Annotated in this window: 26 protein-coding genes; 7 read left to right on the top strand and 19 right to left on the bottom strand. The window is 42.5% G+C overall.

Annotated features, from left to right (window positions below; translation table 11 throughout):
• Positions 1-176: 176 nt before the first annotated feature.
• Positions 177-737: a YtfJ family protein gene (locus tag PSF31_RS12030; protein WP_096864339.1), complete on the top strand. Its 561-nt coding sequence runs from the start codon at positions 177-179 to the stop codon at positions 735-737.
• A gap of 195 nt (positions 738-932) precedes the next feature.
• Here PSF31_RS12030 and qseC read toward each other — a convergent pair whose 3' ends face one another.
• Together qseC and qseB are read right to left on the bottom strand one after the other, a co-directional pair.
• Positions 933-2,294 carry a quorum sensing histidine kinase QseC gene (gene qseC / locus PSF31_RS12025; RefSeq protein WP_094961676.1) on the bottom strand — a complete coding sequence of 454 codons (1,362 nt, stop codon included), beginning with the start codon at positions 2,292-2,294 and terminating at the stop codon, positions 933-935.
• A complete protein-coding gene (gene qseB, locus PSF31_RS12020) occupies positions 2,294-2,956 on the bottom strand; it encodes a quorum sensing response regulator transcription factor QseB (RefSeq protein WP_004905970.1) in 663 nt (220 codons plus the stop codon). The genes qseC and qseB overlap by 1 nt, the downstream gene beginning before the upstream one ends.
• A gap of 179 nt (positions 2,957-3,135) precedes the next feature.
• On the opposite strand from qseB, the gene PSF31_RS12015 reads away from it, so the two are divergent.
• From PSF31_RS12015 to mqo, 4 genes are all read left to right on the top strand, one after another.
• Positions 3,136-3,540, top strand: coding sequence for a YgiW/YdeI family stress tolerance OB fold protein (locus tag PSF31_RS12015; RefSeq protein ID WP_036958838.1), 405 nt, complete (start codon positions 3,136-3,138; stop codon positions 3,538-3,540).
• A 114-nt stretch (positions 3,541-3,654) separates the two neighbouring features.
• On the top strand, positions 3,655-4,245 hold the full coding sequence (gene nudK / locus PSF31_RS12010) for a GDP-mannose pyrophosphatase NudK (protein WP_004905973.1): 591 nt from the start codon (positions 3,655-3,657) through the stop codon (positions 4,243-4,245).
• Positions 4,246-4,558: 313 nt separating this feature from the next.
• On the top strand, positions 4,559-4,948 hold the full coding sequence (locus PSF31_RS12005; protein ID WP_036958789.1) for a cupin domain-containing protein: 390 nt from the start codon (positions 4,559-4,561) through the stop codon (positions 4,946-4,948).
• A gap of 8 nt (positions 4,949-4,956) precedes the next feature.
• Positions 4,957-6,450: a malate dehydrogenase (quinone) gene (gene mqo, locus PSF31_RS12000; RefSeq protein WP_096864340.1), complete on the top strand. Its 1,494-nt coding sequence runs from the start codon at positions 4,957-4,959 to the stop codon at positions 6,448-6,450.
• 44 nt (positions 6,451-6,494) lie between these two features.
• Here the strand turns inward: mqo and cysQ are convergent, their stop codons facing one another.
• Both cysQ and PSF31_RS11990 read right to left on the bottom strand, forming a co-directional pair.
• Entirely contained in the window at positions 6,495-7,235 is a 741-nt protein-coding gene (cysQ, locus tag PSF31_RS11995; protein ID WP_096864341.1) for a 3'(2'),5'-bisphosphate nucleotidase CysQ, read from the bottom strand.
• A gap of 124 nt (positions 7,236-7,359) precedes the next feature.
• Entirely contained in the window at positions 7,360-7,980 is a 621-nt protein-coding gene (locus tag PSF31_RS11990) for a peptidylprolyl isomerase (protein ID WP_004907421.1), read from the bottom strand.
• Positions 7,981-8,198: 218 nt separating this feature from the next.
• On the opposite strand from PSF31_RS11990, the gene PSF31_RS11985 reads away from it, so the two are divergent.
• On the top strand, positions 8,199-8,798 hold the full coding sequence (locus PSF31_RS11985; protein ID WP_094961665.1) for a LysM-like peptidoglycan-binding domain-containing protein: 600 nt from the start codon (positions 8,199-8,201) through the stop codon (positions 8,796-8,798).
• Between the two features lie 150 nt (positions 8,799-8,948).
• Positions 8,949-9,698, top strand: coding sequence for a CDP-diacylglycerol diphosphatase (locus tag PSF31_RS11980; protein ID WP_096864342.1), 750 nt, complete (start codon positions 8,949-8,951; stop codon positions 9,696-9,698).
• Positions 9,699-9,795: 97 nt separating this feature from the next.
• On the opposite strand, the gene rplI is transcribed toward PSF31_RS11980, so the two are convergent.
• From rplI to amiB, 15 genes are all read right to left on the bottom strand, one after another.
• Complete coding sequence (rplI, locus tag PSF31_RS11975; protein ID WP_004905983.1) at positions 9,796-10,245, bottom strand: 50S ribosomal protein L9; 450 nt, start codon at positions 10,243-10,245, stop codon at positions 9,796-9,798.
• Between the two features lie 38 nt (positions 10,246-10,283).
• Positions 10,284-10,511, bottom strand: coding sequence for a 30S ribosomal protein S18 (gene rpsR / locus PSF31_RS11970; RefSeq protein ID WP_000135199.1), 228 nt, complete (start codon positions 10,509-10,511; stop codon positions 10,284-10,286).
• 4 nt (positions 10,512-10,515) lie between these two features.
• Complete coding sequence (priB, locus tag PSF31_RS11965) at positions 10,516-10,833, bottom strand: primosomal replication protein N (protein WP_036958791.1); 318 nt, start codon at positions 10,831-10,833, stop codon at positions 10,516-10,518.
• 8 nt (positions 10,834-10,841) lie between these two features.
• On the bottom strand, positions 10,842-11,237 hold the full coding sequence (gene rpsF / locus PSF31_RS11960) for a 30S ribosomal protein S6 (RefSeq protein WP_004905988.1): 396 nt from the start codon (positions 11,235-11,237) through the stop codon (positions 10,842-10,844).
• A gap of 155 nt (positions 11,238-11,392) precedes the next feature.
• The gene (gene rlmB, locus PSF31_RS11955) at positions 11,393-12,142 is read right to left on the bottom strand and encodes a 23S rRNA (guanosine(2251)-2'-O)-methyltransferase RlmB (protein ID WP_004905989.1); all 750 of its coding nucleotides are present in this window, start codon (positions 12,140-12,142) and stop codon (positions 11,393-11,395) included.
• 88 nt (positions 12,143-12,230) lie between these two features.
• Positions 12,231-14,699: a ribonuclease R gene (gene rnr / locus PSF31_RS11950; protein ID WP_036958793.1), complete on the bottom strand. Its 2,469-nt coding sequence runs from the start codon at positions 14,697-14,699 to the stop codon at positions 12,231-12,233.
• 42 nt (positions 14,700-14,741) lie between these two features.
• Positions 14,742-15,164 carry a nitric oxide-sensing transcriptional repressor NsrR gene (gene nsrR / locus PSF31_RS11945; protein ID WP_004907407.1) on the bottom strand — a complete coding sequence of 141 codons (423 nt, stop codon included), beginning with the start codon at positions 15,162-15,164 and terminating at the stop codon, positions 14,742-14,744.
• A gap of 331 nt (positions 15,165-15,495) precedes the next feature.
• Entirely contained in the window at positions 15,496-16,797 is a 1,302-nt protein-coding gene (locus tag PSF31_RS11940; RefSeq protein ID WP_004905994.1) for an adenylosuccinate synthase, read from the bottom strand.
• Positions 16,798-17,077: 280 nt separating this feature from the next.
• The gene (gene hflC / locus PSF31_RS11935; protein ID WP_004905999.1) at positions 17,078-18,079 is read right to left on the bottom strand and encodes a protease modulator HflC; all 1,002 of its coding nucleotides are present in this window, start codon (positions 18,077-18,079) and stop codon (positions 17,078-17,080) included.
• Between the two features lie 2 nt (positions 18,080-18,081).
• Positions 18,082-19,287, bottom strand: coding sequence for an FtsH protease activity modulator HflK (gene hflK / locus PSF31_RS11930; protein WP_096864344.1), 1,206 nt, complete (start codon positions 19,285-19,287; stop codon positions 18,082-18,084).
• 133 nt (positions 19,288-19,420) lie between these two features.
• Positions 19,421-20,701, bottom strand: coding sequence for a ribosome rescue GTPase HflX (gene hflX, locus PSF31_RS11925; RefSeq protein WP_272683196.1), 1,281 nt, complete (start codon positions 20,699-20,701; stop codon positions 19,421-19,423).
• Between the two features lie 92 nt (positions 20,702-20,793).
• On the bottom strand, positions 20,794-21,087 hold the full coding sequence (gene hfq / locus PSF31_RS11920; RefSeq protein WP_004906005.1) for an RNA chaperone Hfq: 294 nt from the start codon (positions 21,085-21,087) through the stop codon (positions 20,794-20,796).
• 107 nt (positions 21,088-21,194) lie between these two features.
• Positions 21,195-22,136 carry a tRNA (adenosine(37)-N6)-dimethylallyltransferase MiaA gene (miaA, locus tag PSF31_RS11915; RefSeq protein WP_096864345.1) on the bottom strand — a complete coding sequence of 314 codons (942 nt, stop codon included), beginning with the start codon at positions 22,134-22,136 and terminating at the stop codon, positions 21,195-21,197.
• Positions 22,129-24,099, bottom strand: coding sequence for a DNA mismatch repair endonuclease MutL (gene mutL / locus PSF31_RS11910; RefSeq protein ID WP_096864346.1), 1,971 nt, complete (start codon positions 24,097-24,099; stop codon positions 22,129-22,131). The genes miaA and mutL overlap by 8 nt, the downstream gene beginning before the upstream one ends.
• A 9-nt stretch (positions 24,100-24,108) precedes the next feature.
• A complete protein-coding gene (gene amiB, locus PSF31_RS11905; RefSeq protein ID WP_096864347.1) occupies positions 24,109-25,395 on the bottom strand; it encodes an N-acetylmuramoyl-L-alanine amidase AmiB in 1,287 nt (428 codons plus the stop codon).
• Positions 25,396-25,406 lie beyond the last annotated feature (11 nt).

Genomic DNA, 25,406 nt, shown 5'->3' with positions numbered 1-25,406 from the left:
ACATAACATGACACTGTAAATTAACTGTTAAAACCCCATAAACTTTGCTTTTATTCTAAATTTTAAAAAAATGTTAAATTACCTCTTGTAACTCATCCGATGAGCTATGCTATAAATAGTAGTCATCAGACAAACCACTAGGCTCACATGGCAAAATAATCAATCAAGGGGCTTTTATGATAAAAAATTATTTACTTTTAATATGCTTGCTTGGGGTATCTGCAGTAGCTTCTGCAGAAAATATTCAATTAAATCAATCTGTTCCTGCTGTTTCTGTCAGTGACAAGGGTGAGCTTGTCATGAATAATGACGGGAAATTGGATTATCAACCGTGGAAAAGCCAACAGCTCGTTGGAAAGGTGCGTACTATCCAACACATTGCTGGCCGTTCTTCAGCAAAAGAACTCAATGCCCCCTTAGTTGAGGCTATCAAGCAAGCCAAGTTCCCTCATGATAGCTATCAAACAACAACAATCATTAATACCGATGATGCAATTTTCGGTACGGGTGTATTTGTGAAAAACAGCGTTGAAGATAGCAAAAAAGAGTTTCCATATTCACAATTTATTGTTGATAGCGAAGGTACGGTGAAGAACGCATGGGGCTTGAAACCAGAAAGCTCAGCAATTATCGTATTGGATAATCAAGGGAAAGTGTTGTTTTTCAAAGATGGTGAATTAAATACCCAAGAAGTTCAAAAAGTCATTAGTTTGTTAGTCTCATCACTAAACCAATAACGTCTACCTTTTGCTGTTACTAAGTTAGTATGTAGTGTGCGCAATTTCGCACACTACAATTTCTCACACACGACAGGTAGTTAGCCCTATCTCACTTGAGTTAAAAATAGTGAGTTATGCTAAAATGCCCTTACATTAAATATGCATAATTATGATTATTATTTTAATAAACAATCATAATTAATGTGCTCATTATCACGTTTTAGTTTCATTCCAATACACTTTGGCACAAAAGCCCCCATTAACGCCATGAGTAAAAATAACTTGTAAATGATGCAATTGCGCAATCCGTTTAACAATAGAGAGCCCTAAGCCACTCCCAGTTTTTTCTTGTCCCGGCGGGCGATAGAAGCGCTCACCTAACCGCCGTAAAACTTCAGGTGTCACGCCATTACCATCATCTTGAATTTCAAGGTGATCAGCATACAAAATAATCTCCACTCGCCCCTCTATTTTTCCATAACGGATTGCATTATTGAGCAAATTTCTCAGCAACGCATTGAGTAGTAATGGCTGACCTTGAAAATCAGGGGGGCTAGCAACTAAAGTATTTATTATCGTTGTTTGCTGCTCTTTAGCTTCCGGCTCTACATCTTTTATCGCCGCTTCAATTAACTCAGGCCAAGATACAACTGTAATATCATCAAGTTGCGTGGATGACTCTAACCGAGACAACATCAGTAGTTGGTCAACAAGCCTTGTCGCCCTATCAATACCTTCCGATAAATTAGCCACTGCATGGTTACGGATATCTGCATTATTCCCTGCAATTTGCACCACTTCTGCCTGCACCCTTAATGCTGCAAGTGGGCTACGTAGTTCATGAGCCGCATCCGAGGTAAATTGTCGTTCACGAGCAAACATTTCATTAATACGGCCAAACAATACATTCATAGAGTCAATAATAGGTCTTACTTCACTGGGAATTCGCGTCACTTGTACTGGGGTTAGTTCATCAGGTTTTCGGTGATACAACTGGTTTGCTACGTCCTTCAATGGGCGTAAAGCTCGTGTCAACAGCCATAAAAATAGTAATAACATGATTGGCAAAGCAATCAACCAAGGCATAAATTGTGCAACCATAATATCGGTTGCCATTTCTTGTCGGTATTCCCACTCTTGTCCTACTGCAATGATATATCGACCATCTTGAGATTTTAGCCACACAAAACGCCAAGGGTCGTCACTTCCTTGGATCATCCCATCGCTAAACCCTTCTCGCTTAAATTGATAGACGATGTCTCTACCGTTATCACCGTCGTTTAATACCATTTCGCCGCCTGGTGTAAAAATAGCAAATGCCAGTGCATCGTCATCTTGATGGCCACGGTTCTTTCGCAATAGTTTTTTGGTTTTAGTCAGTGAAGGCTGGCTCAATTCAAAGCCTGATGGTAAAACAGATAACCGTTTAGCAAACGCCATTTGCTGGGTATCAAACAGCTCATTAATCGTTTTATAGCTTTGGTACCACGCTAACGAACTGGCGATCCCCCATGTCAGTAAAGCTAACAAGAGCAGCATTAAAGTGAGTTTCAGCCTAAGACTAAATGTCTTCATCATTTATCATCACCTAATCGATAACCAACACCATGAATGGTTCGAATAAACTTATTGCCTAATTTACGCCTTAAATGATGGATATGTACCTCAACAGAGTTACTAGAGACCTCTTCATCCCAGTTATATAATTTCTCTTCAATTAAAGGGCGAGAAAAAACTTTATTTGGGTTATGCATAAATAAAGAAAGTAAAGCAAACTCTTTCCCTTTTAGTTGTACAGGTTCACCTTGCTGTGTCACCGTCATTGCAACTGGATCCATTTCGACATCACCATGCGTAAGTTTAGAAGATAATTGCCCACTTCGACGGCGGATCAACGCTTGCAAACGCGCCATGACTTCCATTAAAGCGAATGGTTTACAAAGATAATCATCAGCCCCTTGTTGAAGTCCTTGAACACGCTGATCCAAAGCATCCCGTGCCGTCAAAATCAAGACTGGCTCATCACGCCCCTCCTTACGCCAATGCTTCAAAATATCCATTCCATCAATATTTGGTAACGAAAGATCGAGTACAACAGCGTCATAAGGTGCATCAAATAAAGCGAGTTGCCCCTGTTTACCATCCATAAACCAATCAATAGTAAATCCTAATTGGGTTAAGCCCACTTTTAAGCCATCACCAATTAACCGGTCATCTTCAATTAGTAGAATTCGCATAATCTACCCCCATATTAGAATATTATTATATTTATCCTATCAGCTATAATATGACTAGCTATTATTGGCAAAATTAAAAATATAATTCGTTAGTTAAGTTTCTTAAGATCCTGTTAAGATTTACTTGGTTTAATACCCTCCATACAAACAAGTTTACATCCAATTTGGAGATACCGATGATGAAAAAATTACCTGTAATTGCTTTAGTTGCTGCACTCGCAAGTGCACCTGTTTTCGCTGCAAATGGCGGGTTTGACGGCCCTGGCGCTGCCACAAATACAACAGCCCAAACCTCTCCAACCGGTGGTTTCATCGGCCCAAATAGTGGGGAAATGACTGTCGCAAAAGCACTTGATATGTCAGATGACAGCTGGGTTATTTTACGTGGGAATATCGTTAAACAACTCGACCATAAACATTATGAATTCACCGATGGTACTGGCACTATTAATTTAGAAATCAGCGAAAAGCGTTGGAACGGCATAAATGTAACACCAAAAGATAAAGTTGAAATTCGCGGTAAAATTGATAAAGACTGGAATTCAAGAGAAGTCGAAGTTAAACAAATCCAAATAATTAAATAACCCGCAAGTTTACAATGGGATCTGCTCTAAAGCAGGTCCCATCTAAATCCTATTTCATACAGAAATTAACAGTGCTAAATTAACAAAATCATTTTTGGTTACTAAGGCTGCTTAATGACTGTAAAACTCCCTAACATACGGAATATTCGTGAGAAACTGCTTTCAGATAATTGGTATATTTTAAAAAAATATACTTATGAGTTACAACGTCGAGATGGTAGTTGGCAACAACAAGAGCGCGAAGTCTATGATAGAGGCAATGGTGCCGTTATTTTGTTATATAACAAAATAAAAAATAGCATTATTTTAATTCGTCAATTTCGTATGCCTGTTTATGTTAATGGCTATTCTGATTTTCTGATCGAAGCCGCCGCTGGTTTACTAGAAAACGCCTCACCAGAAGCTCGTATTATTGCTGAAGCAGAAGAAGAAACGGGTTTTAAAGTCGATAAAATTCAAAAAGTTTTTGAAGCCTTTATGAGCCCTGGTTCAGTCACCGAAAAACTCCACTTTTACATTGCTGAATATAGCGATAATAATCGTCGTAACGCAGGTGGTGGGCTTGAAGAAGAAGGTGAAGATATTGAAGTTTTAGAGTGGCCCTTCTCTAAAGCCGTTGATGCGATAAGAACGGGAGAAATAGTTGATGGTAAAACCATTATGCTAATCCAATATCTCGCCCTAAACTCTATTCTAAAAAGCTGATCCTATACTTATAGCTCATAATGATAAAATAAGTCATCGTGAGCTCTCCTATTTTTTATCAGTCATTAAACGAACGATAAAAATAAAACAAATCATAAAAAGACAATCAACTTTTATTATTTTGTTGTTTAATTAAAAAATAAAATCATAAAGCCAAGATAAAACATATTTAGCTTTGACCTACTCGCTAAAAAACTTTAAATTCAAATAATATTAATTTTATATATCATCATTTTAAGAGTCTTATTTTTGCATCTAATGAATATCAAATAATTGTTATACATTACAGTCGGTGATTAAGGAGCTAAATAAAATGATACGCTGCGTTCGTATGTGGACAGGAGAAGATGGAAATTCTCTATTTGAAGAGGGCACTCTTGAGCTCAATAATATAGCAGGAGGCGATAACCAAACCCCTACCATTGCAGTCAACGAGCTTACCTTTCGTGAAACAGTTTCTGGCGGCTCTTTTGATTGGCATCAAGACCCAGTTCCTCGCTATGTCATTACACTTTCAGGCACTTTAGAATTCGAAACCAAAGATGGTTCTAAATTTATCATCAATCCAGGTGATATTTTACTTGCGCAAGATAATACAGGAACAGGCCATAAATGGCGGCTTATTGGTGATGAGCCTTGGCGTCGTGCTTATGTTGTCTATCAAGAAGGCACCGATCTTTGCTTCACTCCAACAAAAAAATAGGGGGCATCATGAGCAAACCCATTGCTGAGAATGTCGATATTGCTCTCATAGGTGCAGGGATCATGAGTGCAACGCTTGGTACATTTCTCAAAGAACTTGAACCTTCACTGACGATCGCCGTTTTTGAAAGGCTAAACGACTGTGCCCAAGAAAGTTCCCACCCGTGGAACAATGCGGGAACAGGGCATGCCGCTAACTGTGAGATGAACTATACACCACCAAATCCAGATGGTACGGTGGACATCAGTAAAGCCCTTGAAGTCAATACTGAATTCGATCTCTCTCGTCAGCTTTGGTCTTATCTGGTCACCAAAGGCAAAATTAAAGACCCACGTGACTTTATTCACCCATGCCCACACATGAGCTTTGTTTGGGGTGAAGACAATGTAAAATTCTTGAAACAACGCTACCAACAGATGTCTGCTCACCACTGTTACCACAACATGGAATACAGTGATGATCCAAAGCAGATCAACGAGTGGGCACCTCTGATCATGGAAGGTCGAGACCCTAAAGAAGCGATTGCGGTTACCCGTGTTAATACCGGTGCTGATGTCGATTACGGTGCGCTAACGCATTTATTAATCGCACAATTAAGCGAACAGTCCGGCTTTTCAATTCACTATAAACATGAAGCCATCGATGTTAAAAAAACCGCCGATGGCAGATGGAATATTGAAGTTAAAAACCTACTCACGCACGAGAAAACAATGACTTCAGCGAAGTTTGTGTTTGTTGGTGCAGGCGGTAGAGCAATCGAATTACTACAGAAATCAGGGATCCCTGAAGGAAAAGGGTATGGTGGATTCCCTGTCAGTGGTATCTGGCTGCGTTGTGATAACGAAGAAATTGCCTCTCGCCACCATGCAAAAGTCTATGGTAAAGCAGACAAGGGCTCACCACCAATGTCTGTTCCACACTTGGACACTCGTATTATTGGTGGTAAACGTTCTCTATTATTCGGGCCTTATGCCGGTTTTTCGAGTAAATTCCTTAAGCACGGCTCTTATTTAGACCTGTTTGAATCGGTTAAATTGAATAACATTGAACCAATGCTTGCGGTTGCGAAAGATAACTGGTCACTCGCAGAATACTTAGTGGGCCAAGTCCTGCAAACTTCTGCTCACCAATTTGCTATGCTGCAACAATTCTACCCAGAAGCACAGCATGAGGATTGGAAAGAGGTGGTTGCAGGGCAACGAGTACAAATTATTAAGCCTGACCATGATAAAAAAGGGGTTTTAGAGTTTGGTACAGAACTGATTACTAGTGCGGATAAATCATTTACTGTATTGATGGGAGCATCTCCGGGGGCCTCCACAGCGGCATTTATTGCGCTAAACGTATTAAAAACGTGTTTTGATGAACAACTCAAAGCTGATGGATGGGAAACACGTTTAAAAGACATCATTCCAACCTATGGGATTGACTTAAAAACGGATGCAAAAGCCTGTTTAGATATTCGTACAGCCACTGCCAAAGTGCTGCAACTAGATAATTAGTTATTAATTAGGTTGGGAAATCACTTCCCAACCTTTATTGATGTTTAGAATAAAATCACCCGAAAACCTGGATTTAAGAAAGACTCTCGAGGTGTATAATCGAGCGTTTTTCCATGCCAATCAACGACTTTTGCCCCTGCACCAATGGCAACCGCATGTCCAGCTGCAGTGTCCCAAATATTTGTAGGCCCAAAACGTGGATAAAGCTGTGCTTTTCCTTCCGCAACCAAACAAAATTTGAGTGAAGAACCAATTTCTACTGTCGTGTGTTCACCCATTTGTTTTAAATAATCCATTAATTCATTGTCTTGGTGGGAACGGCTGATAACAATGACTGGCGGCTTAGCATCATTCACATGAATAAGTTGCTTATGACCACCTTCTTCCTTCCATGCCTGATTACCTTCAGCGTAATACAGCAGCCCTTTCGCTGGGGCGTATACCACCCCCATCGTTGGTACGCCGTTCTCGATAAGGGCAATGTTAACCGTAAAATCCCCATTACGATTAATAAATTCTTTCGTTCCATCCAATGGGTCAATCAACCAATAACGTTGCCAATTCTGCCTGACTGGCCATTTAGGAGGGTCTTCTTCCGACAGTTGGGGGATATCAGGAGCAATACGAGCAAGGCCCGCGGTAATCACATTGTGGGCGGCAATATCAGCCTCGGTAACAGGCGAATTATCACTTTTGTGTTCAACCTGTAAAGGTTCTTGCGCGTTATAAGTTTCCATAATCGCATAACCCGCTTCTTGAGCTAATTCGCAAATTTGCTGTAGCATATTATTCACCTCTCTGATGACCCTTTACTGCAAGAGTAGCAATTGTGTGAAATTAACGCCATAAAAAAAGCCCCAAAGTCCAAAGACGATGAGGCTTTTTAGCTGTGAACTGAACTAACAGAAATTATAAAATTTCAAGTAATTCAACTTCAAATACTAATGTACTGAATGGCGGGATTGATGCACCTGCACCACGCTCACCATAAGCTAATTGGTGAGGGATATATAATTCCCATTTAGAGCCGACTGGCATCAGGGTCAATGCTTCAATCCAACCTGGAATAACGCCGCTTACAGGAAACTCTGCTGGCTGCCCACGCTGTACTGAGCTATCAAACACAGAGCCATCAATTAAACGCCCTGTATAGTGAACACGTACGCGGTCTGAGCGAGATGGGATAGCACCATCACCTTGGTTAATCACTGAAAATTGTAAGCCAGACTCAGTCGTTGAAACACCATCACGTTTTTGGTTTTCATCTAGGAATTTTTGGCCTTCTTCCGCTAATGCTGCCTGGCGGGATACACGAACAGCGTCGGCACGCTCATGCACTTCACGCAATGCTTTGTGCAGAGTTTCAACAGGTACCGATGGCATATTGCCTTCTAAAGCGTCAACGAGGCCTGCTAGAATTGCATTTGGCACTAAACCTTCTAGCCCTGACTCTAATAATTGCTGCCCAACTTGTAAACCTATGCCATAACTCGCTTGAGCTTCTACCGAATCGAAATTTTGGTTTGCCATTAAAATACCCATATGATTTTGAGAAAATCCAAGAATAGCAGCCCCATCCCTATGGGTAAACCCAAACAATGAATCTAAAGAATAAAACTGATTGATTCCCGACAAATTTATTCAGTGTTCTCTGAAAAATTCAGCCCAACGCTAAAAAAGCCTAAAAAGGGTGCTAGTATGCGTATTAATACGGTCTAATTTACTCATTGCCTCATCAAGGAGGAGTGATGTTTAAACTTTCAAAATTTCATCGCTATGGTATTGCACTGCTCGCTTTAATTGTCGTGGTCGCTTTTTTTTGGCCTGCAAGCGAAAAATCCCCCAGCGATATTGTTCAAAACCAGCCTATTGTTATCCCACCACCTACTACCCCTGAGGTTGTGCCTGAACCGACTATTACACCGCCGATACCAGAGCCCGTGCCGGCACCTGAAGATAATTCACCTCTTTTACCTACTGAGCCCGAAATTATCCCAGAACCTAATGAGCCTGAACCTAATGAGCCTACGACGGTAACATCACCAGAAAAAACGCCTGAGCCCAAAACAACTCGCCCTTCTGCTAATGAATGGCAAAACTACCGAGTACAAAAAGGGAAGACGCTCGCACAACTCTTTCGTGATAATAACTTACAAGCCAATGACGCTTTTATTATGGCACGCGTTGAAGGGGCGGAGAAACCACTGAGTAATTTACGCCAAGGGCAAAAAATTCGTCTGAAAGCGAATACAAAAGGTGAAGTTCAATTATTAGAAACTACCGGCTCTGATGGGAAAACTTATAGTTTCGCGCGGTTAAGTGACGGAAGCTATTACCGTACACCTTAGTTTAAACACCGACTTTGGGGTAGCATCCCGCTACCCTAATACTTAGTCTGAATTTGCACTATTTACCCCACCTTGGCTTAACAATATATAAATTTAGCGATATATAATAAATAGTCTCTCTCACTAACATGTTAAGCGATAAAAACTATCATGCTAAAGCGCAAATGGATTAACGTATTTTTAGGTGTGGCTCTTTTATTACTTATCGTGATTGTTAGCTCTATTTCATGGTTCAAGATCAATTCAAATGCGCTGTGGAACATCGTTAATACTCAATGTATTCCATTACTTCCAACAACGCTGCCCTGCTTGAAAGTGGAACAGGAAAAACACTATGTATTATTCAAAGATAAAAAAGGGCCTTTACACAACTTAATTATCCCGACGGAAAAGATCACAGGGATAGAATCTAGCCAATTATTGGAACAAAACTCACCCGACTATTTTGCTATCGCTTGGCAAGAAAGGGGCAGTTTGTCACAACAAACAACCCATCCAATTCCTGAACATTTATTGGCCATTGCGGTAAACTCCCAATATGGTCGCTCCCAAGACCAACTCCATATTCATATTGCCTGCTTAAAACCTGAGATAAATGAAACGCTTAATCAACTTTCATCGACAATAACGACACATTGGGGTTCTTTATCTTCTGAACTAGCGGGTCATCATTACTTAGCCAAAAAATTTCCGGAAGGCTCACCCCATGTAGAAAATTCGTTTCATCAACTAAACGAATATGTCATCAAGCATCACGATAAAATGGGTAATTTTGGGCTAGCAATGGTACAGCTTAAAGATGGTTCTAAGGTATTACTTGCCAACCGATTGAATTTTTGGGATTTGAACTTAGGTTCTGCGGGTGAATTACTCGACTACCAATGCTTAGCTAATCAATAAATACAAAAATATTGTCTAGAAAATAAAAAACACCGGACTTAGCCGGTGTTTTTATTCGCATCATGGATAACCCAGTGATGCATATCATCATTATTGATTACTCAGCAACGATGATAACGTTCAGCTCTGCGAAAACATCGCTGTGTAACTGGAAGTGAACTTCGTGGTCACCAGTAGTACGCAGAACGCCGTTTGGCAGGCGAACTTCGCTTTTCGCGATTTGAACGCCAGCCGCAGTAATTGCGTCAGCGATATCACGAGTACCGATTGAACCGAACAGTTTACCTTCGTCACCAGCTTTAGAAGCTAAAGTTACAGAACCCAGAGCAGTAACAGCTGCTGCACGAGCCTGTGCTGCTGCCAGAACGTCAGCTAATTTAGCTTCCAGTTCAGCGCGGCGAGCTTCGAAGAATTCGATGTTTTTCTTAGTCGCAGGAACAGCTTTTCCCTGTGGAACTAAGAAGTTACGAGCATAGCCCGATTTAACGTTAACCTGATCACCCAGGCTACCTAGGTTAGCTACTTTATCAAGCAGAATAACTTGCATTACCTTATCCTCTATTAGTCGTTAATGGACTGTACCAATTACTGATGACGATCAGTGTATGGTAACAGAGACAGGTAGCGAGCGCGCTTGATAGCACGAGCGAGCTGGCGTTGATATTTTGCACGAGTACCGGTGATACGGCTTGGTACAATTTTACCACTTTCAGTGATATAGTTTTTCAGCGTTGCGATATCTTTATAGTCGATCTCTTGAACGCCTTCCGCTGTGAAACGGCAGAACTTGCGACGACGGAAATAACGTGCCATATGGCTAGTCTCCAGAATCTATCAAATCAATCTGCTCGGCATGGAGGACTATCTTGCTAATTCCATTGCGCCCTTGATGGGTACTAATGAAACCGCTTACTGTAATCCAACTGCCGACCGTTATACTGTGAGTATGGGCTTGTAAGGTTTGTCCGCTGGCGATAATGGGCATTCTGCACCATGCTTGCCTTGACAGTCCTGCTTCCAGCTGCTGTGAACGATGTTCTAAAACAAACTGGCAGTGAGGAATGCCTGACGGACTCACTTTTCGAATCAATGCTTTACAGACTGTGCCTGTTAACACCAAACGATTAGTGGTCACCTGCGCAATTACTCTTCAGAATCCCCAGTTTCTTCTACTTCTTCATCCTGATATTCATCAGACATGTCACGGCCACGACGTTCGTCTTTAGCTTTGACCATTGGAGAAGCTTCTGTTACTGCGTGTTTTAAGCGCATAACCATGCTGCGGATAACGGCATCGTTGAAGCGGAAGTTAGTTTCCAGCTCATCAATCGCTTCCTGCGGCGCTTCTACGTTCAGAAGAACATAGTGTGCTTTGTGCAGTTTATTGATTGGGTAAGCCAGTTGACGGCGGCCCCAGTCTTCCAGACGGTGAATCTGACCTTGTGCGTTAGTGATAACAGCACTGTAACGCTCGATCATGCCCGGAACCTGTTCGCTTTGGTCAGGATGGACCATAAAAACGATTTCGTAATGACGCATTAGTAGTTGCTCCTTACGGATTATTAGCCTCCTGTCTGGGTTAACCGCGGCCCGCGGAGGCAAGGAACTTATTGAGTGCGGCTAAAAAATTGACGCGTAACTATACCCATCCCTGAGATAAAACTCAAGAGATGGATACCGTTTTACATTAAATATTATTTTTCTACAGAAACAGGTAAGCGCTGACGCACCGCTTCAAATAAACAAACCCCTGTCGCCACTGACACATTTAATGATGACACAGAGCCCGCCATTGGAATACTAATTAACTCATCACAGTGCTCACGAGTTAAACGGCGCATGCCTTCGCCTTCAGCTCCCATAACCAAGGCTATCGAGCCGGTTAATTTGCTTTGGTATAAATTATGGTCAGCTTCACCCGCCGTTCCCACAATCCATACATTGTATTCTTGTAGCAAACGCAATGTCCTTGCCAGATTCGTCACACGAATAAGTGGAACATTTTCTGCCGCGCCACAGGCCACTTTTTTCGCGGTTGCATTAAGCTGAGCAGATTTATCTTTAGGAACAATCACAGCATGAACGCCAGCGGCATCAGCGCTACGTAAACACGCGCCTAAGTTATGTGGGTCTGTTACGCCATCCAATACTAATAAAAATGGCGATGATGTGTTCTCCAATAAATCAGGCAGGTCACCTTCTTGATACTGTTTACCCGGTAATACTTTCGCAATGATACCTTGGTGAACGGCGCCTTCGGTTTGGCTATCCATCCATTGACGGTTCGCTACTTGAACAACAACACCTAATGCTTCGATTTCATGCACCAGCGGCATTAATCGGCGGTCTTCACGACCTTTCAAAATATAGACTTCTTTAATGCGTTGCGGTGAACGCTCAAGTAAGGCTTTCACTGCGTGAATGCCATAAATCATTTCGCTCATAAATTTCTTATTTATATTAATAAATAGTAAAGTGGCGTGTTAGCGCCACTTTGGTTAATAACGATGGTTAATAACTACAGCAATACCATTATCCCTCTTGTTTTTGGGATTTTTTTGCAACGCGTTTAGCTTTTAATTTTGCTGTAATTTTTCTGGTTTTATCGGAAGGCTTTTTACCTTTTCCTTTCCCTTTCGCCTCTGGCTTAGCCTCAGCTTTTTTTCCTTTTTTATCGGAACGACGAAATGCAGAATCAGGCTCGAAGTTTTTATCTTTACTCGCATCCGCTTTTCGACGAGCTGGGCGCGTAGCATTTTTAACTTCTTGCTTCATTTTGTCCCGCGCCGTTTTGCCCGGGTTTTTCGCTTTCCGAGTGGTTGAAATTAATGCGAAATCGATGGTGCGTTCATCCATATGCACCGCTTCAACACGAATTTCCACTTCATCGCCAAGACGGTAAGTGGTACCTGATGATTCACCAATTAATCGCTGACCGACCGCATCATAACGATAGTAGTCATTATCCAACGTTGAAATATGCACTAAACCATCAATAAATAAATCATTAAGGCGAACAAAGAAGCCAAAACCGGTCACACTAGTAATTAAACCTGTAAAAGTTTGGCCAACTTGGTCCTGCATGAAATCACATTTCAGCCAGTCAGCCACATCACGTGTTGCTTCATCAGCACGGCGCTCAGTCATTGAGCAGTGCTCGCCAAGCTGTAACATGCTATCCATGTCTGAATGCCAGCCACCCGTTTCCGTCCAGCGTTTATCTGAATGACCATGTTCTTTAGCCAGCAGATATTTTATCCCGCGGTGTAACGTCAGATCTGGGTAACGACGAATTGGTGATGTAAAGTGAGCATACGATTTCAAACCTAGACCAAAGTGACCGCGATTTTCAGGATCATAAATCGCTTGTTTCATCGATCGTAAAATCATGGTTTGTAGTAATTCATGATCAGGGCGTTCAGCCACTTCATTCATTACCTGCGCATAATCTTTCGGCTCCGGCTTCATTCCGCCTGGCAAAGTCAACCCTAATTCACTGAAAACAGAGCGTAAATTCATCACGCTTTCTTCTTTAGGGCGATCATGCACACGGTACAATGCAGGCTCTTCATTTTTCTCAACGAACCGAGCCGCCGCAATGTTAGCCAAAATCATGCACTCTTCAATCAATTTATGTGCATCATTGCGCTCTACTGGCTCAATACTTTCAATACGTCGCTCCGCATTAAAAATAAATTTCGCTTCTTCAGATTCAAAAGAAATCGCACCACGCTCAATACGTGCAGCATCAAGTGCTTTATATAATTGATGCAAATGCTCAATATGTGGCACTAGCGCTTTATAGTGCTCGCGCAGTTCTTCGTCTCCTTCCAAGATTTTCCATACTTTTGTATAAGTTAACCTTGCATGAGAACTCATAACCGCTTCATAGAACTTGTATGAAGAAAGCTTACCAGATGCCGACACCGTCATTTCACACACCATACACAGGCGGTCAACACCAGGGTTAAGTGAGCACAGACCGTTCGATAAGACTTCCGGTAGCATAGGAACGACTTGAGATGGGAAATATACCGAATTACCGCGGCTACGCGCTTCTGTATCCAGAGCCGTTTGTGGGCGGACATAATAGCTTACATCCGCAATCGCCACCCATAAGCGCCAGCCACCGCCTTTCTTCGGTGCACAGTACACTGCATCATCAAAGTCACGAGCATCTTCACCATCAATCGTGACTAACGGTAAGTCGCGTAAATCCACGCGCCCTTTTTTCGCAGACTCAGGGACATGTTCACTTAGGTCAGCGACTTGTTTTTCAACTTGTGGTGGCCATGAATGTGGGATTTCATGAGTACGTAAAGCGATTTCCACCGCCATACCTGTGCCCATTGTTTCGCCTAATACTTCAATGATATTCCCCACCGCTTGCGAGCGACGTTGTGGACGAGTGACTAATTCAACCACCACCACATTACCCATTCGAGCGCCAAGAACACGATCTTTCGGTATCAAAATATCAAAGCTTAAACGGCTATCATCCGGTACGACAAACCCCATCCCCGATTCGATAAAATAGCGACCAACAATTTGGTTATTACGCGGCTCTAACACACGAACAACCCGAACTTCTGTACGCCCTTTACGATCTTGCCCATAAGGTTGCGCCAAGATAACGTCCCCATGCATGGCGCGTTTCATTTCATCTTGAGATAAATAGTAATCTTCTTTTTTACCATCAACACGTAGGAAGCCGTAACCATCACGGTGGCCAATGACTTTCCCTTTTAATAAGTCTAAACGCTCCGGTAATGCATAACACTGACGGCGAGTGAAGACCAGTTGACCATCACGTTCCATGGCTCTTAACCGACGACGTAATGCCTCTAATTCATCTTCTGTCGATAAATTCAATAATTGTGCGATTTCTTCGCGGTTAGCTGGTGCAGTACGCTTCGAGATAAGGTCAAGAATATATTCTCGACTTGGAATTGGGGACTCGTATTTTTCTGCTTCTCTTTCCTGAAAAGGATCTTGTGACATCGTTACCTCCGTTGTCATCAGAATTCATAACTACCGCAAATGCTAATCAAGCAGTAGTTGATAGAGCGGGCTGTTATCTTTCACCATGTCCGCCAGCGTGTATTGATCAAGTTCTTGTAAAAACTGCTGTATTGCTTGGTGTAGCACACCTTTTAAACGACACGCAGGTGTAATGTGGCAAAACTCGCCACTACAATTAACAAGAGTCAGGGGTTCTAATGCTCTAACAACGTCCCCTATACGAATTGATTCTGCTGGTTGTCCTAGTGTAATCCCGCCATTTTTGCCACGAGTGGCTTTAATATAACCTAAGTGACTGAGTTGATTAATAATTTTTACCATATGGTTACGAGATACACCGTAGACCTCGGTGACCTCAGTAATACTGGTCATTTTCCCTTCACCCAGAGAAGCCAGATAAATAAGAGCTCGTAACCCATAATCTGTAAAACTAGTCAGTTGCACAATCACCTCAAAATTTTAGCTATAACGCTGTTGGCCGCAAATCAGTGGCCTAAAAACATGTGACTTCTTTTAAAATTCACATTTACTATTTCTAACCCAACACATTCAGTTTTCTGAATAAAATATAGCATGCTAATAAATTATATGTTGCTAAATACAGTTTAACGTATAACACAGGTCAAATATGCATTTAATTGCACAGAATTTGCACACAAAAGTGACTTAATTCAATCATTATGGGGAATTTTGACTGTTTTATCAAAGAAGCGACATATTGGAAGGAGGTAAAGCAGTAAAAAAACTGCGCCCGTTTAAGGCGCAGTCAGTGTTATTACTCAACATCAAATGGATCACGCAGGATCATGGTCTCTGAACGATCTGGGCCCGTTGAAATAATATCAACTGGAATACCCGTGAGTTCTTCAACACGTTCGATGTAATTCAGAGCTGCTTGTGGCAGTAATTCTCTTTGTTTCACACCAAAAGTTGTTTCTTTCCAACCTGGCATTGATTCATAAACTGGCTCTAAACCATCCCACTCATCAGCAGCTAAAGGTGTTGTTTCTAACACTTTACCATCTGGACGACGGTAGCCTACACAAATTTTGACTTCTTCTAAACCGTCTAAAACATCCAGTTTAGTCATACAGAAGCCTGACAGTGAGTTGATTTGTACCGCACGATTAATCGCAACGATATCTAACCAACCAGTACGGCGTTTACGGCCTGTAGTTGCACCAAATTCTTGGCCTTTTTCACGCAGGAACTCACCCACTTCGTCAAACAGCTCAGTAGGGAATGGGCCCGCACCAACACGTGTTGAGTAAGCTTTGATGATACCTAATACGTAGTTTACATAGCGAGGACCTAAACCAGAACCAGTCGCCACACCGCCAGCAGTCGTATTTGAAGAAGTTACATAAGGATAAGTACCGTGGTCGATATCTAATAATGTCCCTTGTGCGCCTTCAAACATCACTAATTCATTCTTCTGATTTGCTTTATAGAGCAGATCAGAAACATCAATTACCATGCCAGTTAGGATATCAGCCACAGCCATAATATCATCTAACGTTTTTTGGTAATCGACAGCAGGTTCTTTATAGTAATGAACAAGTTGGAAGTTGTGGTATTCAACGATTTCTTTTAATTTTTCTGCAAACGTTGCTTTATCGAATAAATCACCAACGCGCAAACCACGACGTGCAACTTTATCTTCATAAGCAGGACCAATACCACGACCTGTTGTCCCAATCGCTTTGGAACCACGAGCTTTTTCACGCGCATTATCTAATGCGATATGATAAGGCAGGATCAGTGGGCATGCTTCAGAAAGACGTAAACGTTCCCGAACAGGAACACCGCGGTCTTCCAATTCTTTCATCTCTTTCATTAATGCGTCTGGCGCTAAAACAACACCATTAGCAATAATGCTGATGACATTTTCACGAAGAATACCGGATGGAATTAAGTGGAGAACGGTTTTTTCACCGTTTACAACAAGAGTATGGCCAGCATTATGGCCGCCCTGATAGCGAACTACATATTTAGCACGCTCTGTCAGCAAGTCAACGATCTTGCCCTTCCCTTCGTCACCCCATTGGGTGCCCAGTACGACAACGTTCTTACCCATTTTGAAATACACTCGGTTGCTTAAAAATGAATTCTACCATCAAAAATGAACTGTTCCAGTGATATTTTGGCAATACAAAAATTTTTTTCTGGAAAGCAAGTAAAATGGTATTTTTTATTTCTGCCGTAAACTCAAAATGAATGCCATCAGTTGAGCAGCTCAAATTTTCCCTGAAAAATCCTATACTTAAAACGACAGGCGAAAAAAAGCCCACCGAAGCGGGCTTTTCTTTAATAGATTAACAGTTATTTTGCTAGGTTGCACGCAACTTAGCTTGTTATTAATCTGTCGCGCGAAGCTTAGTTGGCGCCTTCATAAAGCGGAAGAAGTCAGTGTCTGGGCTTAATACCATCACGTCTTCACCACTCTTGAAGCTTTGCTCATAGGCACGCAAGCTACGAATAAACGCATAGAACTCTGGATCTTGGTTGAATGCATCAGCAAACAGTTTCGTTGCCATCGCATCACCCTCACCTCGGTAAGTTAGGGCGGTACGTTCTGCTTCAGCCAACGTTTCTGTTACTGTTTTATCTGCAACAGCGCGGATCTTAGTCGCTTCTTCTTGACCTTGTGAACGATGTTGACGTGCAACTGCTTCACGTTCTGCACGCATACGCGCATAGATAGCTTCAGAAACTTCGTTTGGCAGCTCAATACGTTTAATACGTACATCGACAACCTCGATACCTAACGCCGCCATACTGTTTGCATTCACAACCAATGGCTTCAGGTTCGTTTCCTCTTCAACACGTTTTGCTGCATCCGCAATCGCTGCATCCGCTTCTTTTGTTGAGTCGTCAATTGCAGTACCTTTGTTCAAAGCATCACGCACATCAACAGTTAAACGGCCACGTGAATCAGTGATAATGTCTTTAACACTTAAACGACCAAACTCAGAACGTAAACGGTCACTAAATTTACGTTTTAACAGGGTTTCCGCTTGGAATGGGTTGCCGCCGCCAGTCGCTACATAGTAACGACTGAAATCAGTCACGCGCCATTTCAGGTAGGAGTCCACCATTAAGTCTTTGTTTTCACTTGTCAGATAGCGGTCAGCTTGAATTTCAAGAGTCTGAATACGTGCATCCAACATTTTCACAGTTTCAATAAATGGAACTTTGAAATGCAGACCCGGCTCATAAATGATCGGTTTGTTTTCAGAGTCACGTAGAACTTTACCAAAACGCAATACGATACCGCGGTCAGTTTGAGGAACAATAAAGATAGATGCGTATGCAACTGCCAAGATGGCAATAACGATAACAATTAGCGATTTACGCATGATTATTGTCTCCCTACTCTAACAGCATCACCACGAACAGCGTTGTTTGGCTGTGCTGGTGTTGCAGCAGATGATGACGAACTATTGCTTGGCGTCGCCATTCTTGCTGACGGATTAGCTTTTGACGTTGAAGCCGCATCTGAATTTGTACCGCGCATGATTTGATCCAGCGGCAACACTAACATGCTGTTGCTCTTATCATTCGCAATCACTTTACGTGTATTACTTAACACACGCTCCATTGTGTCGATATACAAACGCTCACGGGTGATTTCTGGCGCAGCACGATATTCAGGTAACATTTTCGCAAAACTTGCCACCTCACCCTCTGCTTTGAAGACCACACTCGCTTTATACGCTTCAGCTTCTTCAATTAGGCGTTGTGCGTTACCTTTTGCCAGTGGAAGAACTTCATTTCGATAAGCGTGCGCTTCACGAATGGTTTTTTGTTCTTCTTCCCTTGCTGAGATTACGTCATCAAATGCCGCTTTAACATCTTCAGGTGGACGTGCTGCTTGGAAGTTGACGTCAAGCAATGTGATACCCATCTTGTATGGTGCAATTGTTGCTTCGAGCTCTTTTTGTGTAACATCACGGATAAAAGCACGATTCGTAGTCAGTACTTGCTCCATCGCAGACTGACCGATTACACCACGCACAGCACTATCTAGCGCCTGACGCAGACTATTGTCTGGGTTTGTGACACTAAATAAATATTGCGCAGGGTCGGTAACACGATATTGAACGTTCATTTCAACGCGGATCACGTTTTCATCTGACGTTAACATCATGCCATTTGTCGCTTGTTCACGTACTGTTTCTACGTTGACAGGAATGACCCTATCAATGAAAGTTGGTTTCCAGTTCAAACCAGGCCCAACAACACCACTATATTCACCAAAACGCAATACTACGCCACGGTCACTTTCTTTAATGGTGTAGAAGCCTGAACCTGCCCATACAACAACGATAGCAGCAAGAGCTAACATACCTAAACGACCGCTGATTTGTGATGGTTGTTTATTATCACCATCACCACCGCCGCCTTTATTTCCACCAAGCTTGCTGCCTAGTTTACGAAAGAGATCGTCGAGATCATAAGCCCCACGTTTTCGACCACCTTTGTTCCCGCCAGAGTTGCCGCCTTTATTGCCGCTTCCCCACGGATCGCGGTCTTGTCCGTCATTACCGGGCTGATTCCACGCCATGTTTTAGCTCCATTCTTTATGATTGATTTTCAGGGCTAAGAGCGATAGGGCTCTTAATATCAATTCCATTGCCTAACTATATTATTAACGGCCAAATTATTAACGGCCAAAGCATTATTAATAACCAAAGCGATTAAATAACGTAGTCAGGTAATTGCTGCTCTTGTTTGCACAGACGCCGCCAATCCACCATTGGCATACGCACCTCAAGGCCAATTGAGCCGTCTTCTTCCTGCCATTCACGTTCGATTGACTGAAGTTGATAGAAACGGCTACGTAAACGGCCTTCATTCGGTGGTAAACGCAATTCAACATGTGCGATTTCACCTGAAAGACGTTCCGTCAATGCCTGTAGCAACAATGGGATACCATCACCCGTTTGCGCTGAAACCCAGACACGAACCGGCTTGTTATCCTCATCTCTGTCAATACGCGGGACAAAATCCTCCAGCATATCAACTTTGTTCATCACTAAAAGTGTTGGTATTTCATCCGCTTCGATTTCTTCTAACACACTTTCAACTGCATGAATATTTTCATCCAAGCGATTGTCAGCTGCATCGATAACGTGCAGCAATAACGTTGCTTCACGTGTTTCTTGCAGGGTTGCTTTAAAAGCTGCAACCAAATCATGGGGTAAATGGCGGATAAAACCCACAGTATCTGCAAGAACGACAACACCAACATCTTCTACATCAATACGACGAAGTGTTGGGTCAAGTGTTGCAAATAACTGGTCAGCAGCATAAACATCAGCGGCCGTCATGCGGTTAAACAAGCTAGACTTACCAGCATTGGTATAACCGACAAGCGAAATAGTCGGGATATCGGCCTTACTTCTCGCTTGACGCCCTTGTTCACGCTGTTTTTTCACCCGACTAAGACGAGATAAGATTTGTTTAATTTTATCTCTTAATAGCCGGCGGTCGGTTTCAAGTTGAGTTTCACCGGGACCTCGTAAACCAATCCCGCCTTTTTGCCGCTCTAAGTGCGTCCATCCCCTCACTAAGCGAGTCGATAAATGCCTTAATTGAGCCAATTCAACTTGAAGCTTACCTTCGTGTGTACGTGCGCGTTGAGCAAAAATATCTAAAATTACCCCTGTACGGTCAACCACCTTACATTGGCAAATCCTTTCGAGATTACGTTCTTGAGCAGGGCTTAGAGTATGATTAAACAACACCACATCTGCACCACTTTCCTCAACAGCTTGGGCAATTTCTTCTGCTTTACCTTCCCCAACAAAAAACTTTGGATGAGGAGCTTTACGACTGCCCGTGACTATTTGTACTGGTTTTACCCCAGCAGATGTCACAAGTGACTCAAATTCTGCCAGATTATCAACGTCTTTTTCTTGAGAAAAAAAGACATGGACTAATACAGCTAGTTCACCGCCTTCATACCTATCAAACAAGGTGTAACCTCTTAGGCTAAACAATAATTGCAAAGGAAAAACACAGGTACAGTCTCCCTACCCATGCTTTCCTTGTCTTTTAGCGTACAAACTTACTCAGTTACTTCGCCATCTTGCGCTGCAGGGTTACCTGAATGGTAATTACCATTACCAGTGCTACCCGCAGTACCGCTATGATGAGAAACAGGGCGAGCAGGGACAACAGTCGAGATAGCGTGTTTATAAACCATCTGGCTAACTGTGTTTTTTAATAAAATGACAAATTGGTCAAAAGACTCAATTTGCCCCTGCAATTTGATGCCATTAACGAGATAAATAGAGACCGGAACCCTTTCACGACGTAATGCGTTCAGGAACGGATCTTGCAAAGATTGCCCCTTAGCCATTCTATGTTTTCCTTATTTTGTTGTTTTTAAAAGAGAATCTTTTAGATTCCAAAAAGTAACTACTCAAAAATTGCGCTTAACGTTCTAATTGTACACAAACATCAGTCCTATGCACGCATAACCTGCATAACGGTGCTAAGCGCTTGCTGAGGTTGTTCACTATCTAGCCAATGAACATTCTCCCAGCTTCTTAACCAGGTAATTTGACGTTTTGCCAATTGGCGAGTTGCACAAATCCCCCGATAAATCATTTCATCATGGCTAATTTCACCATCTAAATATGACCACATTTGCCGATACCCCACACAACGAATTGAAGGGAGGTCAACATGTAAATCATTTCGTTGATGTAATTTGCGAACTTCTTCTTCAAAGCCCGCAGCTATCATCAGATGAAAACGTTGTTCTATGCGCTCATGTAAAATTTTACGATCTTGTGGCGCAATAGCAAACTGAAACACATTATAAGGCAATTCTTCCCCTGCTGTTTGTATCATTTCAGTCAAAGTTTGTCCCGAAATGAGATATACCTCTAAAGCACGGGATAATCTTTGTGGGTCGTTAGGATGAATCCTTGCCGCGGCAACTGGGTCAACCTCAGTAAGACGACGGTGAATTTCTCCCCACCCTTGTTCTTTCGCAATGCGTTCAATTTCAGTTCGAACTGCTGGGTCAGCTGAAGGAAGAGGTGAAAGTCCTTCTAATAAGGCTTTAAAATACAACATTGTGCCGCCAACTAATAACGGAATTTTACCTTGTGAGGTAATTTCAGCCATGGCATTTAATGCGTCACGGCGAAAATCGGCAGCACTGTATGGTAGAGACGGATCGAGGATATCAATCAGACGATGGGGAGCTTGGCTGAGTTCTTCTGTTGTTGGTTTTGCTGTGCCAATATCCATCCCTCGGTAAATTAATGCCGAATCGACACTAATAATTTCCACAGGCAAATGCTTGCGAAGTTCTATCGCCAAAGCGGTTTTACCTGAGGCCGTTGGACCCATTAGGAATATTGCGTCAGGTTTTTTCTGAGTTGCTAAATCACTCATTTGTTAGTGTAGCTACCACGGATTGTAAATTAATTAATTGTAATAATGTTGGTGGGGGATTTTTTACCCACTGCGGGCATACCCGCTCAACATCAGCCAGCAACTGAACAGCCTGTGCTAAACTCCAACTTTCTTCTGTTTTAACCTGTGAAACTGCTTTAGCGAGCCATTGTGCTATCTCTTCGTCAGTGACACTTTCTTTTCTCGATAAAAAATCGAGTAGCTCAGAAAAAAGCTGTGATAAATTTTGTGTTCTTAATGGTAACGATACCGTATGAATTGTTACTTTTCCATGTAATATCGTGGCTTCGATACCAAATATTGTCAATTGTTCCTTGTACCGCTGTAAAACCTCTATTTCATCATTTTTAAGTGACACTTTTAGAGGTATTAACAATGGCTGGGGCTTTAAGGCTCCACCACTCGGTGACAATTGTGACAACTTCAATAAATAATTAGCTTCCGTTAAGGATAACAGGATTAGCCCCAACGAAGACTCAATTAATGCAAAGTTTTTTGCGTAAATTGTCAATACTTTGCCAAAAAGGTAGTTATCCGCATTTTTTGCTACAGGCTGTGAGGATATTTGCGGCGAACTGATCGGGTTACGTTCTGGAAAAAGCGGTTTTTTATCTTCAGGAGCAACGGGAATGGACATTAAGCTCTGATACAGTTCGCCTGCTTTTTTGTCATAAGTTGAGCCAAACGTTTTTGCTGGTACATTTTCTGAAAAACCTGACGTTGATTTCGGCGAAGAAAAGGCGTGATTTTCAGCATTACCCTTTAAGTGGCTAGCCTGCTTATAAGGTGTTTTAGGCTCTAGAAGGGTATTTTCAACTATCGTCTTGTTTTCTGCCTTATGTTGCTTAGGAGCCACACTAGGAGAAGAAAAATAATTTTCTCCCGCAGAAGGCCGATTTTCCAGCTCTGTATTCACTGGCTCGATACCCGGAAGCTCATCAATAGATGCGGCTTCTAATAATACTGTTCGTACCGCTTGATAAATAAAATCATGTACCAGACGAGCTTGGTGAAAACGAACCTCATGTTTTGCTGGGTGTACGTTAACATCAACTTGTTTAGGGTCAATGGTCAAATACAGGACATAAGCTGGCTGCTGATTTTCGTCTAAATGCCCTTCATAAGCTTGACGAATAGCATGATTAATCAGGCGATCACGCATCATACGACCATTGACATAGCAATATTGTGTTTCGCTGCCCGACGTCATTGATGGAGAAACGACCCACCCTTTGATAGCAAGATCGCTATGTTCCCAAGACAACGCCAAAGCGCCTTGCATAAAGCCCGTTCCACAAATTGCCCCAAGCCGCCTCTCTTGCTGAGCCTCATCATGAGCCGCTCGGTATTGCTTTACTAATTTCCCATTGTGAGTCAGGTTGATAGCCACATCAGGGCGAGAAAGCGCAATTCGGCGAACAATTTCATCAATATGACCGAACTCGGTTTTTTCTGTGCGCATAAATTTACGGCGAGCTGGCGTATTATAGAATAAATCTAATACTTCAACCGTTGTGCCATTGGGATGCGCTGCGGGTTTAACCATCACTTCCATATCCCGACCTTCGGCATAGGATTGCCATGCTTCTGTCTGGTCTGCAGGCTTTGATGTCAAGGTTAAACGTGAAACGGAGCTGATACTCGCTAGCGCCTCACCACGAAACCCCATACTCATAATAGCTTCAAGGTCATCTAATGTGGCAATTTTACTGGTCGCATGGCGAGCTAAAGCCAAAGTTAGTTCATCTTTACTGATACCACAGCCATTATCACGAATACGGATCAGTTTTTCTCCGCCGCGCTCAATGTCGATATCAATACGCGTTGCCCCTGCATCAAGACTATTCTCAACGAGCTCTTTAACCACTGACGCTGGCCTTTCAACCACTTCGCCTGCTGCGATTTGGTTGGCAAGTTGTGGGGATAGAATGTGTATTGCCATGCCTTCCCCTTATTGTGGCGCTGCTTGTATTGGATTTGCCAAGAAATATTGACGTAACCCTAAATGGATAGCCTCTGCGACTTTGTCTTGGAATTCATTCGATTTTAGCAACTGCTCTTCTGCTGTATTACTAATAAACCCAGTTTCGACTAAAATCGATGGGATATCAGGAGAACGCAATACCCCTAAGCTTGCATGTTCAGGGGTTCTTTTGTGAATATTACCTACTTTTCGCAGCTGTTCGATCACTTTAACCGCAACATCGTACCCCACACGCTGAGAATGACCGAATTGTAAATCTAAAACGGCTTGGCTTAAGTAAGGGTCCGCGCCACTCAGTGCATCACCCGCCCCACCTAATAATTCTGATTGTTTTTCACGTTGTTCCAGCCAACTACCCAGTTCACTGTTTGCACGCCGATTAGACAATACCCATACTGATGCGCCCCGTGCACTGCTATTCGGAGCCGAGTCCGCGTGAATTGACACCAACATATTAGCCCCTTTCTTACGTGCCACATCAGAACGACCACTAACAGAAATAAAATAGTCACCGTCACGTGTCATCGCGGGCTTAAACATTGGGTCGGCTTCAAGGCGTTGGTATAATTTACGTGCGACACTGAGAGTCACATCTTTTTCTTTATAACCATTTTTGCCTATCGCACCAGGGTCTTTTCCACCGTGCCCTGCATCAATAGCAATGACGACCTGCTTGCTACCCTTTGGCATATTTTTATATTTGGTTGGTGTTGGTGTAGCCACAGGTGCAGGGTTACTCATCTTCAATGGTTTATCTTGAGTATTATTTGCCGCTGGTTTAACCGTATTATTGGTTTGATTAAAAGAGGTAGAACCGGATGCATTTCCAGTCGATATCGTTAACACCAACTGATATTCACCTGAAACCTGTTTAAGTACCGCTTTTGTTTTCGCTGCGCGAGATAGCTCTAAAACTAAGCGTTTGTGTTGGTTATCGGAAGGTTGGCTCGCCCGTACCAGTTTTACAAGGTCTCCCGCGGGAACTTTAAGCGGTAAACCAATAATCTCACCTCGTTGTTTGATATCAACAACAAGGCGCTCAGGTGAATGCAATGGAAAATAGGAGTAATCGGGCTTACCATCAATAAAACTTAGCACCACTTCTGCTTGTGATGGGCTGTTATTAACTTGAATATTTGATAATGTTGCCGCTTGTGCTTTTGCTCCAAACAGCCACATGGCTGATGCCATAAACAAGACGAAAACAGTAAAAAAACCCTTTTTTGTTATTCTGTGGATTGATGCATTCAACATGAGCAATAGCT

This window comes from Providencia sp. PROV156 (genome assembly GCF_028480905.1).
Taxonomy (GTDB): domain Bacteria; phylum Pseudomonadota; class Gammaproteobacteria; order Enterobacterales; family Enterobacteriaceae; genus Providencia; species Providencia hangzhouensis.
The sequence above is the reverse complement of the archived record's forward strand: the minus strand, read 5'-3'. Positions and strand labels throughout refer to the sequence as shown.